Below are 13071 nucleotides of genomic sequence, written 5' to 3'. Positions count from 1 at the left end.
AGAGGGAATGTATAAACTAAAGCATCTTCTTAGCGCGCAGGATCTGAGCCGCGAGGACATCTACGACTTCATCGGTCTGGCGCGCGAGTTTAAAGCGCTCAACCGCTCTGACGTCAAAAAATCCGACTCGCTTCGCGGCAAGACGGTCATCAACGCGTTTTTCGAAAACTCCACCCGCACCCGCACGAGCTTTGAGATCGCAGCCAAGCGCCTGGGCGCGGACAGCGTAAATTTCACCGCCGCAGACAGCAGCACGAAAAAGGGCGAGACGCTGATCGACACTATCAGAAATATGCAGGCGATGCGCACGGATATCTTCGTACTGCGCCACAGCTGCTCGGGCGCGGCGAAATTCGTCGCGGCCAACTGCGACGCATCGATCGTAAATGCGGGCGACGGGCTGAACGAGCACCCAAGCCAGGCGCTGCTGGATCTTTTTACGATCAGCGAGCACAAGGGTAGGATCGAGAATTTAAACGTCGCGATCATCGGCGATATATTCCGCTCGCGCGTGGCTAGAAGCGACATCTGGGCGATGCGAAAGCTCGGCATAAACGTGCGGCTCTTCGGCCCTCCGATGATGCTGCGCGACTGCGACGCGTTCGGCTGCCCGATATGCAAAAGCGTAGAGGAGGCGATCGAGGGCGCCGACGTCATCATCATGCTTAGAATCCAGCTTGAGCGGCAAGACGGTGAGCCGAGCTTCCCGAGCGTGCGCGAGTACTCGAAATTTTTCGGACTTACCGCTAAGCGGATGCAAGCTGCGAAAGAGGGCGTCATGATAATGCACCCGGGCCCGATCAATCGCGGCGTGGAGATCAACTCCGACGTAGCCGACGATCCGCGCTATAGCTGCGTTTTAGATCAGGTAGAAAACGGCGAGGCGATGCGAATGGCGATACTTCATACGATAAATTTAAACAGGAGCGCACGATGAAAATTTTAATAAAAAACGGCACGATCGTTAATCATAACGGCAGCGAGGAAGCGAACGTCCTGATCGAAGGCGATAAAATTTCAAAGATCACGCGCGAGTGTCTCGCCGCAGACCGCGTAATAGACGCTGCGGACAAGCTCGTGATGCCGGGGCTCATCGATATGCACGTGCATTTTAGAGATCCCGGGCTCGAATACAAAGACGACGTCATCAGCGGCAGCGAAACTGCGGTCGCAGGCGGCGTGACGACTTGCCTCCCGATGGCAAATACCAAGCCCGTGAACGATAACTCCAGTATCACGCGCGCGATGATCGCCAAGGCCAAACAGCGCGGGCTTATCGATCTGCTACCGATAGGCGCGATCTCGCAGGACTGCAAGGGCGCAAAGATCGTCGAGATGGGCGATATGCTGGAAGCGGGCTGCGTGGCTTTCAGCGATGACGGGCTGCCCGTGACCGACAGCTCCGTGATGCGACAGGCGCTCGAATACTCCGCGCACTTCGGCTCATTCGTGATAAATCACAGCGAGGATTGCTCGCTTTGCCACGGCGGCGTGATGAACGAGGGCAAGATAAGCGCGATCCTCGGTCTAAAGGGGATGGCGAGCGAAAAAGAGGAGATTATGATCGCGCGCGATCTGCTGCTTGCCAAAAAGACGGGCGGGCACATCCACGTCGCGCACGTAAGCTCGGCGTGGTCGCTCAAGCTCATTGAGCAGGCTAAGCGCGAGGGTATCCGCGTCACCTGCGAGGCTACGCCGCATCACTTCACCTTTGACGAGCGCGAGCTGATGGGATACGATACGAATTTTAAAATGTCGCCGCCGCTTCGCACCCAAAGCGACGTGCAGGCGATCAGAGAGGCGCTCAAAAGCGGTCTGATTGACGCCATCGTGACCGATCACGCTCCGCATAACACCGACGATAAATTTGTAGAATTCGACCATGCGCCGTTTGGAATTTTGGGGCTTCAAACCCTCGTGCCGCTTACGCTTCGGCTCGTAAACGAGGGCGTCATCAGCCTTGAAGACATGGTGCGCCTCTGCTCGTTTAACCCGGCTAAAATTCTAAATTTAAAGGACAAGGGCGAGATCAAAGAGGGCTTTTTGGCCGACGTCGCGATCATCGATCCGCAGATTTCCTACGTTTACGACGAGGCGCTAAATAAGTCCAAATCGCGCAACTCGCCGCTTTTCGGCAAGCAGCTTACGGGCGCTGCGGTATGCACGATCAAAAGCGGCCGCGTGGTCTATGAGTTTCCAAACGTCGTAGCGTAGGGCGCTCGCGGCGTAGGACTTGCGATCGGCGGCTTGCGGATGAGCGGCATTTGTAGCATAAACGGAGCGATTGCTTTATTTTCAATTTACGCTAGTTTGGGTATAACGGCTTACTTTTAAAATTTTGCGGTGCGATTGGTTCATTTTAAATTTGGCGGCAGCGTAGGCGCGGCGACTTGTCTTTAAAACATAGCGCGAGCGCGGTTGAAATTTTTTTAAAGCGGTTTGTCGTTTTTAAAGTGCGCGTAAATTTAACCCGCATCGCCTTGCTCATGCCGCTCGTAGATTTCGGCTTCGGAATTTTACCGACGTATGCGGCATTTGTAAATTTATAACGGCGCCTTTTTCGATATGGTCGCTGCTTTTAAATTTATGTTCGCGGCGGTTGGGAATTCTATCTTTGCGTAGACTTGTTTTTGCTTCATGCGTAAATTTTATCGTGATTAAATTTGTCGCTAAGGCGCAAAATTTTAAAATTTTGCCGCCGCTAGCTTTTGGCGCGGAGCATAAATAATCCGCCGCATAAACGGGAGCGATCTAAATTTAAAGGATATCTATGAACGGCGAAATATATCTCTCGTGCGCGCTGTGCGTCGCGCTAAAATCAGCTCTGCGCGGCAATCCTAAGCCGCTGCCGCAAGATCAAAAATATATAAAATTTTTAAATTTTGAGTTTGCAAAGGAGCATTTCCGCACCGCAGAGGGCGCAAGCCGCGCAGCGCATGGCAGCGTAAACGACGCAAGTAAAGCTACGGAGCAAAAAGATGCGTACGGTGCAGTACAGAGCAGTGCGATGGACAAAACTGCCGAGAGCGATGAGGTAGCGGAGCAAAAGCGCACGAACAGAAAAGAAGCGGCAAATGAAAAAGCGGCGAGAAAAAAAGGCGCCGACGAAAGCACGGACTTGCCACTTTTGCAAAAAGCGCGCAAATTTTTTACTGAGCAAGTCGCGCAAAAAGAGTGCGAGGACGAGCCGATCTCCGCACGGCAGCGTTGGATAGAGCAGTGCCTAAAGCTCGGTCTGAAGGACGCGGGGCTTAGTATTCCAACTTTCGTAAAAAATAGAGCGCTTTTGGGCTTTTCGGGGATGAGCGTAAACGGCATCGTTTGCCGCTTTGAGGACTTTAACGGCGTTTTTACGCCTGATTGGAAATACGATCGCAACAAAAAGGCTTGGCGCGTGAAATACGTCGAGCGCCTTTGGTGCGGGATGCCGCGGGATGCGCTAAACGCGCGCGATAACAGCGCAGAATTCGGGAATGTTTTAGTGCAAATTAGGGATTTTGCGAGCAAGATAGGCTGCGAAAACTTTGAGCAGACGTTTGATAATGCGCTTAAGACGCTGCGGGGCGAAGTCGCTGTAGGCGAGTATTACGCCGTTTCGTTTGCAGCGCTGCCGCAGCCGAGCTTGAGGGCGTTTGCCGCGGCGGGGATCGCCGATGTATTCGGTGCGATGGGCTCTTGGGACGATGAGCCGCCGTCTATGGCGCAAGAAATGGGGCTCGGGGGCGAATACGACCGCCTCTCGGACGAGCTCTTGGCGCAGAAAAGCTTAGCGATTTTGTTTGCGATAAATGGCTGGTAGGGCTTTGGCGCAAGAGCTAGAAAACACGCTAAGCCTCTATTGTCGCGGGCCTATCAAATGCCGTTACGCTCGGCAGTTCGCCTTTAAATTTCTCGATCTGCACCATGCTCGTGTGCGCGGTGTTGCTTTGCGATAGCTGCGAGCTGGGCACGTCCTTGGTTAGCACGTTTATGTTGCCGTGTTTGCATAGGCTTTTCTCGCCCCAGACGGCGGGGTCGTACCACGCGCCCTCGCTCACGATCACGACGTTATCTTGCGCTCGCTCGCTTACCAGCGCGCCGCAGAGGATCTCGCCTCGGTCGTTGTAGATCCTTACCACGTCGCCCGTTTTTATGCCGCGCGCCTTTGCCGTGGCGGGGCTAATGAGTGCGGGTTCGCGGTTTGCGATCTCGGCGTAGTTGCGGATGAGTGAGTTGTTTAGCTGCGAGTGGAGCCTAAATTTAGAGTGCGCGCCGCTGATGGCGATAGGATACTTGCTCACGTCGCCGCCCAGCCACTCAAACGGCTCCATCCACGTCGCGTGCGGCGGGCAGTCGGCATAGCCTAGCTTTTCGATCGCTTCGGAGTAGAGCTCGATCTTGCCCGATGGTGTTTTTAGCGCGTTTTTCTCGGGATCGGCGCGGAAGTCTGAGTAGTTTGTGAAGTATCTCTTTTTCTCGTCTACTTGATCAAATTTAACGTAGCCCTTTTGCCAAAACTCATCAAATTTCGGCATCGCTATGCCCATGCCTTCGGCCTTTTTGAACTGCATCGGCGTAGATTTCCTTCACCCACTCAAGCTCGGTTTTGCCCTCGCTAAAGGCCTGCTCGTACTCCTCGCCCCACTGCGCGCAGATGAGCCGCGCGATCTCAAAGTCGCTCTTGCTCTCGCCCGCGGGCTTTACTAGCGGCTTAATCGCAAAAAGGTATTCGCTAGTCGAGTTTGCAAACTCGATATCCGTGCGCTCGCACTCAAGAGCAGCTGGCAGCACGATGTCGCTGAGCTTTGCCGTACTCGTCCAAAAAGGCTCGGTGGTGATTATAGCTTCGATTTTGCGCATTGCCGCGACCGCGCGGTTGGTGCCCTGGTGGCGGGTGAAGGTCGAGCCGTTGGCGTTAAACATCACGCGGATGTGCGGCATGACGTATTTTTTGCCGTTGCGTTCGATCTGCTTACCCGGTTCCATGATTGCGTCTATGAGCCTGCTGTTTGGTATCTCGTGGTATTTGGCCTTAGCTAGCTTGCCTCGCGGGGCGATGTATTTTTCGTTTACCGCGGAATTAAAAGCCTGAAGCTTTGGCGCGATGAAGCTAATATCGGCGTTTTTATGCATCTGATCGTTCATCACGTAGCCGCGCCCCGTCTTGCCGATGTCGCCTAGCATCGCCGCTAGCGTAATGAGCGCCCAGTACGCCATCTCGCCGTGGTGCTGGCGCTGTATTGCGTAGCCCGTGACTATAAGCGCGTCTTTTTTAGCCAGCGTATTGGCTAGGCTTTTTAGCTCCTTTTCGCTCACGCCGCAAATTTTACTCGCCCACGCAAGATCTTTTTTCACGCCGTCTTTCGCGCCGGTGAAATAATCCTTAAATTTATCGAACCCGACCGTGTAGCGCTCTATAAATTCCTTGTCGTAAAGGCCGTTTTCGTAAAGATATTCGCAAAGCCCGATCAGCATCGCCGTATCGGTGCAAGGGCGCACGGCAAGATAATCCGCGCCGAAATATTCCGCCGTTTCGTTGCGGTAGACGTCCACGCTGTAAATTTTCATCTCGCCTTTTTTAAATTTATCCTTCATAATCTCGTAGTAGGCGTAGGAGTTGTGCATCGGTACGCCGATAGCGATCTTGTTTGAGACGACGGGATTCGTGCCCCAAAACACGATCGTTTTGGCCTCCTTTACCACACCCTCCCAGCGCGTCGGAGCGTGAGTCGGATCGATCGAGCCCGTCACGTGAGGCAAAAACGCCGTCGCCGCGCCGTATGAGTAGCCGCCAAGCTCACTCACGTAGCCGCCAAGCGCGTTTAGCATGCGTTTTGCGGTGCGCTGCGAGTGGCCGACCTTACCGAGGCTGCCCCACTGATAAAGCTGTCCGTAAATGGCTTCTGAGCCATATTTATCGAAGTTTTCTTTTAAAATTTTAGCGCTTAGCTTTATCGCCTCGTCCCAGTTAACGCGCACGAAGGGCTCTTTGCCGCGAAGCTGCGGCTTTGGATCTGCGGGACTAGCCAGGAAGCTTTTGCGCACGTATGGGTATTTCACGCGCGTTTCGTTTTGGATGTGATCGCTTAGGGCGTTGTTTAGCACCGTTGGCATCGCGTCGCCCTCAAATGGCTCTGTGCCCACGACCCTACCGCCGATGGTTTGGACGTAAAATGCGCCAAATTTATTCGCGCAAAGCCCCATCTGCTCGTCAAATATCGCCTGCGCCGCCGCGTCAAATTGTTTTGCCTGCGCTGAAGCCGCAGCTAGCGCACCTAGTTTTAGAAAATCTCGTCTTTTCATGATTCTGCCTTAAATTTAAATTTGGTGGTTGATTTGGTTTAAATTTAGCGGGATTTATGAGGTTGAACTTTGCATCGTTTGCCTTTATAACGTATTACGCGACCTCGCGTCTTAGCGGTGATTTTACGAAATTTAGGCTTAATTTGCCATTTATCTATGGCGTCGCGATGGAATTCTATTAGAGCTAAGCACTAGATAAATTCCGCCGCGACTATTTGGGTCAAAAGTTATACGTAAGGCTTAGATTGAAGGTGCGCGGATCGCCGTAGATCATTCGATTAGAACCGATACCCTCGAAATAGCGCTTATCGGTTATGTTATCGACGTTTAGCTGCACATCTAGGTTTTTACTCGCTTTGTAGCCTAGCATTACGTTTGCAATCGTGTAAGCTTTCTGCTCGATCCTGCCGTATGGCGAGTCGGAATAAATCTTTGAGCGATACATCGCGCCTGCACCGATTCTAAATGTGCCGATCTCATATTTTGCAAAAAGATTTGCGCTGGTGCGGGAGGAGTCGCTGGCGTAGATATTGCCGTCAGCGTCTTTGGCTTTGTAGTGCGCTAGCCCCATGCTTAGGCTTAGCGCATCGGTAATTTTACCGTTTACATCCGCTTCAAAGCCCCTGCTGGTTACTCCGCGACCCTGCCTGTAAGCGTAGGAATTTGTGCCCGTGATATATTCGTCGGTGCGGATGCCGAGCTTATCTTGTATGATCTTAAAAACGCCCAGGCTTGCTTGCAGATCGCCGTCAAAATACTCGCCTTTGATGCCCGCTTCGTAGTCCTTGCCTTGGATGGGATCAAGATATTTATTGTTTTTGTCCTTGTAGGTTTGAGGTTTAAAAATACTCGTATAACTTGCATAAAGGGTATGATGATCGTCTAAATCATAGGTGATCCCCGCATATGGAGTAATTTCGCGGGTAAAATTTCTATTATCTGCTCCACCTGTAATTTTATATTTATAGTAACTCATCCGCGTTCCTAATAAGAGCTTTAAATCCTCGGTGATTGAGAGTTTATTCGCGGCATAAATTGCTTTTTGAATAGTTCGATCGGCATTATTTTGATCTACATACGGTAAGCGTGGATCTTCAATATGAAGGTCGTTAAAATTTATTCTAGTACGCGCGGCATAAGCAAGGCCTGCTGGAGTATTTCGGTTATTCCAGTAGCTACTTACGTTATCAGATCCTTTTTTGTAAAGATTATACATCACACCAAATACAAATTCATGATCTTGTTCGAAAAGCTCATACGGGATATTTGCGTAGGCGTCGATGTTGTGGATATTTTCTTCGCGCTTATTAGCATAAACGCTAAGATCGGCGACGTTTCCGATGCCGCCAGGGCCTACCCTGCCGCCATAATAGAGCAAATTTGAATCGGTATGAGCGCGACGAAACGAATAACTCAAGCTTAAACTCGCCTCGTTTGAGAAATATTGTTTAAAATCGGCATAAAAATCAAGCGTAGAGATGTCGTATCGCGTCCAAGGCTGAGAGAAAATTTTGTTTTTGCCGAAGTGCGTGCGCGTGCCGTCCGAGTTAAACGCGGGCATTCCGCCCCAGCGCGTGCCATGTCGGCGTAGAGTCTGATAAAATGAGCCAAAGCTCAGCCTTGAATCGTCCGTTACATCGATATCTAATACGCCATAAACGGCAGTATTGCGACGATTGTAATAGTCCATATAAGAGTGCGATCGTTCATGCATAAACGCTAGGCGTCCGCGCACCGAACCGCTTTGATTGAGCGGGCTTTGCACATCAGTTTTAAGCCCGTATTTGTCGTATGAGCCGCCGTTTAGACTTATATAACCTTTTGGGATGGTGGAATCTGCGTGCTTACGGATAAAATTTAAACTCGCGGCAGGATTTCCTGCGCCTGCTAATAATCCGTTCGCACCCTTTACTACCTCAACGCGCTCATATGGCAGTAAATTTAAATCGTTCGCCCCGAGGCTAAAACCTCCGAAGCTAGGCATCGAATCAAGCAGATAATAATCTATGCTAAATCCGCGCGCCGTAGGATAGAGCCTCTCATCCATACGCCCGCTCGTAATGCCCGCGATATTTCGCATCAGCACCTGATAATCGGTTATCCCCATATCTTTTAGCTTGGCTTCGGTCACCACGGTAAGAGACTGGGGCGTTTCTCTCGCCGTAAGATCGAGCCTGGTGGTACTTTTAACGAGCTTTCTAGCCTCATAATCTCTGTCGTCGCGACGGAGCTTTTGAGTATCTTGCACTTCTATGGTGCCTAAGTCCTCCGGGGTGCTCGCAGTGGCGTTATTTTCCGCATAAAGTGAAGTTAGCATATTTAATACGACTACGAGCGAAAGAGATACTTTCTTCATAACTTTCTCCTTTTAGAATTTCTATTTTTTAAGGTTAAAATCCGCAAATGCTTAAAAACAGGGGCGCAAGCCCCGCTAAAAACCATATAAGCTTCGTTATTGCGCCGTATGAGCCCGCATGGGCGCGACGAAAGCCGTCTTGAAGTTTGTCCGAAAAATCCGCATCGTTTATAAAGTCCGCTTTTAAAATTTCGCCTGCATCCGATATCGTGATACGGCTCGCGTAAGGGCTTTGCAGCGGGTTTTGCCCCGCCTCGAAGCCGTATACGGTAAAAGCGCCGCCCGGACAGAGCGGAAAGGCGATATAGGTGGAGCGAAATTCTTTAAATTTAACCGCTATCCGCGCTAAAGCCTCATCTAGCGTCGCAAGATTTTGCGCCGTTTTCATGCTTACCGCTCCGTTTGATGCCGCGACGGTGGAATTTTGCTCGGTCTTAAAATTCTGCAAGACCGCGCCGCATGGATTTGCGAGCGGCTTGTAAGTTACCGCCCTTAGCTCCCACCATGCTCCGCTTATAGCTATAGCAAACATTACGGGAGTGCTCGCGACTCCGATTAGGCGGTGAGCGCCGCGCATAAAATATATGGCCCGATCTAGCCTCAGCGAGAATAAGTTTTGCCAAAATTTTTTGTAGATAAAAAAGCCGCTAATGCCGATAAGTAGCGCGCTAAGCCCCACAACGCCTGCAAAAATTCTACCGCCGCGACCTAAAAACAGCTCCGCGTGCAGTTTATTTATCGCGCCGATAAAGCCCTCATCTCGCGGCATGGGCGCGCCTTTTATCTCGCCGCTAAAGGCGTCCAGGTAAATTAGGGCTTGCTTTTGTAGCTTCTGCGAGAAAAGTCTGATTTTATCGGTCTTTGAAGCATCTTGCGCGATGCTCCAGCCCATGATCGCGTACTCTTTAAATTTGGAATTTATCTCGGATTGCAAGGCGCTGAATTTCATTCTAACGGGGAATTTCGCCACGCTTTCTTGTGTCCTAAACACCTTGTCTTTCAGCAAAGCTTCATTGATCCGCTCCGCATAGACTAAGACCGAGCCGCTTGCGGATACGATTATAAGGGGCATGCAAAATATCAAAGATAGCCACAAATGAAATTTGCGCGAGATTTTGTGAAAGGATTTAGACAAAATTTTCCTTTTCTTGAAAATTATTTTAATTAAGACGGCGTGATTTTAGTGAAAATTGTATTAAAGCATCTTGAAAGTCATTATAATTTTTTAGCTAAAATTTTATGGCGTAAAATTTGCTTGAATGATTTATCTATAGAAATTTTTAAAAGCTATTTTAAAATTTTAAGAGCCGAGCGAATATTAAAATTTTCGCGCACAGGAGAGTTTAAATTTAAAGCAAATTTCGGATTTTAAAATTTCAATATCACGCAGGGTCGTGTTTGGGTTGCAGGCGTGGACGATCAACGACTCAAGTGGCTTGCAAATTCCGCACTCGCCAAAAAAACTCTGCGTTGCAGCGATTTAAATCTTTTATCGCGAAATTTGCAATCACGCGATTAAAAGAATTTACCGATAAGCGCGTATCCCCACAGCGCGGCGTTGAGAAATAGGCTCATCATCACGGCGGTGCTTGCGGTGTCTTTGGCGCCCTTGGCTAGCGGGTGGATTTCGCTCGTGGCAAGATCGACCGCGCGCTCAATGGCGGAGTTTATGCACTCGGTTGTGAGCGTAAAGACCGCGCCGAAGATCAAAAATAGATTTAGAGTCGCGCCGAAATTCCAAAAAAATAGCGACAGCAGAAGCGGCACGAACACGCAAAGCTCGAGTCTGAAGCTACGCTCGCTGCGAAGCATCTCGCAAAGACCCGCCATCGCGTAGCCCCAGTTGGCAAAAAATCGGTATTTAGGCTGATTGCGCATAATTTTCCTTTAAATTTAGTCAAAATTTCGTATAATCATACCAAAATTTTCAGGCCAAAGGCTAAATTTGAAACTGATTAGTTGGAATGTAAACGGACTGCGCGCAGTGCTCGGCAAAGACGGCTTTGCATGGCTTGCGGAGCAAAACCCCGATTTTTTGGGCTTGCAAGAGATCAAGGTGAGCGAAAAGGACGCTCCGAAAGGGCTTTACGAGCTCGGATTTTCTCAGATCGATCTAAATTCCGCTGCGCGCGCGGGATATTCGGGCGTGGCGAGCCTGGCGAAATTTAAAAGCGAGACGAGCAAGGCGCTGTTTTTTCCCGACGACGAAGGACGCGTGCTGCAGCACCGCTTCGGCGATGTCGTGCTTTTTAATATCTACTTTCCCAACGGCCAAAAGGACGAGGCGCGGCTAGCCTATAAGATGGAATTTTACGCGAAATTCTTAGCCTATGCGCGCAGCCTCGCGGAGCAGGGGCTCGGGGTGATATTTTGCGGCGACGTAAATACCGCGCACCGCGAGATAGATCTTGCAAACCCCAAAGCAAACTCCAAAACCTCGGGCTTTTTGCCGATCGAGCGGGCGTGGCTCGATGAAGTGGAGGCGGCGGGCTTCGTGGACACTTTCCGTGCCGTGCATGGCGAGCTGCGGGACGCCTACTCGTGGTGGAGCTACCGCTTTAACGCGCGCGCAAAAAACGTAGGCTGGCGGATCGATTATTTTTTCATCTCGGCAAATTTGCGCTCGCGGCTAAAGGACGCTTTCATCCTAAGCGACGTGATGGGCAGCGACCACTGCCCCGTGGGCATCGAGATCGAAATTTAGCCGGGGCAAATTTCGGAGCGTAAGCTTTGATCTTGCGCGGCTGGCGGATTAAGGTGCGCATAGCGGCGCGAGCTAATGCGCAGATTTAAAGAGGCGGTGCGTAAACGCTGCGCGATAAAATTTTAAATTTAAGGAGAGAAGATGTTGAGCGATATCGAAATAGCAAATGCGGCGAAGCCGGATAAAATTTCAAACGTTGCGAAAAATTTGGGGCTTAGTGAGGATGAGATCGAGCTGTACGGCCACTACAAAGCCAAGCTAAATATCAAGCCGCGCTCGCGCGCTTCGAAGCTTATTTTGGTCACGGCGACCAATCCGACGCCGTTTGGCGAGGGCAAGACTACGACCTCCATTGGTCTAGCCGATGCGCTAAAGCGTCTAGGCAAAAGCGTCTGTCTTGCGCTGCGCGAGCCGTCGCTGGGGCCGGTTTTTGGTATCAAAGGCGGGGCTGCGGGCGGCGGATATTCGCAGCTGGTGCCGATGGATGATCTAAATTTGCACTTTAACGGCGATTTTCACGCGATAACCTCCGCGAATAATCTCATTTCGGCGGTCATAGATAACTCGCTGTATCAAGAAAACCCGCTAAAGATCGATAAAATTTTATGGAAGCGCTGCATGGATATGAACGACCGCGCGCTGCGCCATATCACCGTAGGACAGGGCGGGCGCACCGACGGAGTAGAGCGCGAGGACGGCTTTAATATCACCGCGGCTAGCGAGATAATGGCGGTTCTGTGCCTCTCAAACGATCTTGCCGAGCTTAAGGAAAACATCGCAAACATAATGGTCGCCTACGATACGCGGGGAGAGCCGATATATGTGCGCGATCTGGGCTGCGCGGATGCCGTGGCGATCCTGCTAAAAGACGCGATGAAGCCAAATCTCATCCAGAGCCTTGAGCACACGCCCGCGCTCGTGCACGGAGGACCCTTCGCAAATATCGCGCACGGCTGCAACTCTATAATGGCGAGTAAGCTAGCTCTAAGTCTTGCCGATTACGCCGTAACGGAGGCGGGCTTTGGAAGCGAGCTCGGGGCTGAGAAATTTATCGACATCAAGTGCCGTCGCGCGGGCATCGCTCCGGACGCCGCGGTGCTGGTTAGCACGATCCGCTCGCTTAAATACAACGGCGGTGCGGATAAAGAAAGTATCGCGAGCCCAGGTCTGCCCGCGCTTCAAAGAGGTATCGTAAATTTAGGCGGGCATATTGAAATTTTACAAAATTTCGGGCTAAATCCGGTCGTGGCGCTTAATCGCTTCAGCTTCGATAGCGACGAAGAGATCGCTTTCGTACGCGATTACTGCAAGCAGTGCGGCGTGCAGATGGCGATTTGCGAAAATTTCGCCAAAGGTGGCGAGGGCGCGCTTGAGCTAGCCCGCCTCGTAGTAGATGAGTGCGAGCGCGCTAAGGAGCTTAAGTTTGCCTACGAGCTTAGCGACGATACGGCGAGCAAGATCGAAAAGATCGCTACTAAAATTTACGGCGCGAGCGAGGTGGTTTTTGAGCCCGAAGCGCAAAAGGCGCTGCAGCACATCAAGGCTTTGGGACTTGAGCGGCTAAACGTCTGCATCGCAAAGACGCAGTATAGCTTCAGCGACGACGCCAAGGCGCTCGGGCGAGCGCGCGGCTTTAAGCTCAGCGTCAAAGACCTTCAGATCCGTACGGGAGCGGGCTTCATCGTCGCCGTCTGCGGCAAGATAATGCTTATGCCGGGGCTACCGAAGG

General features: G+C 51.2%; 8 protein-coding genes and 1 pseudogene. 5 read left to right on the top strand and 4 right to left on the bottom strand.

Annotated features, from left to right (window positions below; all coding sequences use genetic code 11):
- The first annotated feature begins 7 nt into the window (after positions 1–7).
- The 3 genes from Q0380_RS06935 to Q0380_RS06925 all read left to right on the top strand — a co-directional run bounded on the left by Q0380_RS06935 (position 8) and on the right by Q0380_RS06925 (position 3799).
- Complete coding sequence (locus tag Q0380_RS06935) at positions 8–937, top strand: aspartate carbamoyltransferase catalytic subunit (RefSeq protein WP_298961855.1); 930 nt, start codon at positions 8–10, stop codon at positions 935–937.
- Positions 934–2214 (top strand): dihydroorotase, encoded by a 1281-nt coding sequence (locus tag Q0380_RS06930; protein ID WP_298961853.1) that lies wholly within the window; start codon positions 934–936, stop codon positions 2212–2214. The genes Q0380_RS06935 and Q0380_RS06930 overlap by 4 nt, the downstream gene beginning before the upstream one ends.
- Before the next feature lie 556 nt (positions 2215–2770).
- A complete protein-coding gene (locus Q0380_RS06925; RefSeq protein ID WP_298961850.1) occupies positions 2771–3799 on the top strand; it encodes a hypothetical protein in 1029 nt (342 codons plus the stop codon).
- Between the two features lie 28 nt (positions 3800–3827).
- On the opposite strand, the pseudogene Q0380_RS06920 reads toward Q0380_RS06925, so the two are convergent.
- The 4 genes and pseudogenes from Q0380_RS06920 to Q0380_RS06905 form a co-directional block, all read right to left on the bottom strand.
- A pseudogene (locus Q0380_RS06920) lies at positions 3828–6282 on the bottom strand (molybdopterin-dependent oxidoreductase).
- A gap of 220 nt (positions 6283–6502) precedes the next feature.
- Positions 6503–8638 carry a TonB-dependent siderophore receptor gene (locus Q0380_RS06915; RefSeq protein WP_298961847.1) on the bottom strand — a complete coding sequence of 712 codons (2136 nt, stop codon included), beginning with the start codon at positions 8636–8638 and terminating at the stop codon, positions 6503–6505.
- A gap of 34 nt (positions 8639–8672) precedes the next feature.
- The gene (locus Q0380_RS06910) at positions 8673–9773 is read right to left on the bottom strand and encodes a PepSY-associated TM helix domain-containing protein (RefSeq protein WP_298961844.1); all 1101 of its coding nucleotides are present in this window, start codon (positions 9771–9773) and stop codon (positions 8673–8675) included.
- A gap of 380 nt (positions 9774–10153) precedes the next feature.
- Positions 10154–10516 (bottom strand): diacylglycerol kinase, encoded by a 363-nt coding sequence (locus Q0380_RS06905; RefSeq protein ID WP_298961832.1) that lies wholly within the window; start codon positions 10514–10516, stop codon positions 10154–10156.
- 67 nt (positions 10517–10583) lie between these two features.
- On the opposite strand from Q0380_RS06905, the gene Q0380_RS06900 reads away from it, so the two are divergent.
- Complete coding sequence (locus tag Q0380_RS06900; protein ID WP_295152225.1) at positions 10584–11342, top strand: exodeoxyribonuclease III; 759 nt, start codon at positions 10584–10586, stop codon at positions 11340–11342.
- Between the two features lie 141 nt (positions 11343–11483).
- A partial coding sequence (locus tag Q0380_RS06895; RefSeq protein ID WP_298961829.1) for a formate--tetrahydrofolate ligase occupies positions 11484–13071 on the top strand: 1588 nt, incomplete at its 3' end.

The sequence above is a fragment of the uncultured Campylobacter sp. genome, from assembly GCF_937959485.1.
Taxonomy (GTDB): Bacteria; Campylobacterota; Campylobacteria; order Campylobacterales; family Campylobacteraceae; genus Campylobacter_B.
Note: the sequence above shows the minus strand (reverse complement) of the source record. Positions and strands in the feature narration are given on the sequence as shown.

Excerpts from the sequence above, each read along its gene's own strand:
- Q0380_RS06935 (WP_298961855.1), top strand. The coding sequence starts at position 8 with ATGTATAAACTAAAGCATCTTCTTAGCGCGCAGGATCTGAGCCGCGAG.
- Q0380_RS06925 (WP_298961850.1), top strand. The coding sequence starts at position 2,771 with ATGAACGGCGAAATATATCTCTCGTGCGCGCTGTGCGTCGCGCTAAAA.
- Q0380_RS06905 (WP_298961832.1), bottom strand. The coding sequence starts at position 10,516 with ATGCGCAATCAGCCTAAATACCGATTTTTTGCCAACTGGGGCTACGCG.
- Q0380_RS06930 (WP_298961853.1), top strand. The coding sequence starts at position 934 with ATGAAAATTTTAATAAAAAACGGCACGATCGTTAATCATAACGGCAGC.
- Q0380_RS06915 (WP_298961847.1), bottom strand. The coding sequence starts at position 8,638 with ATGAAGAAAGTATCTCTTTCGCTCGTAGTCGTATTAAATATGCTAACT.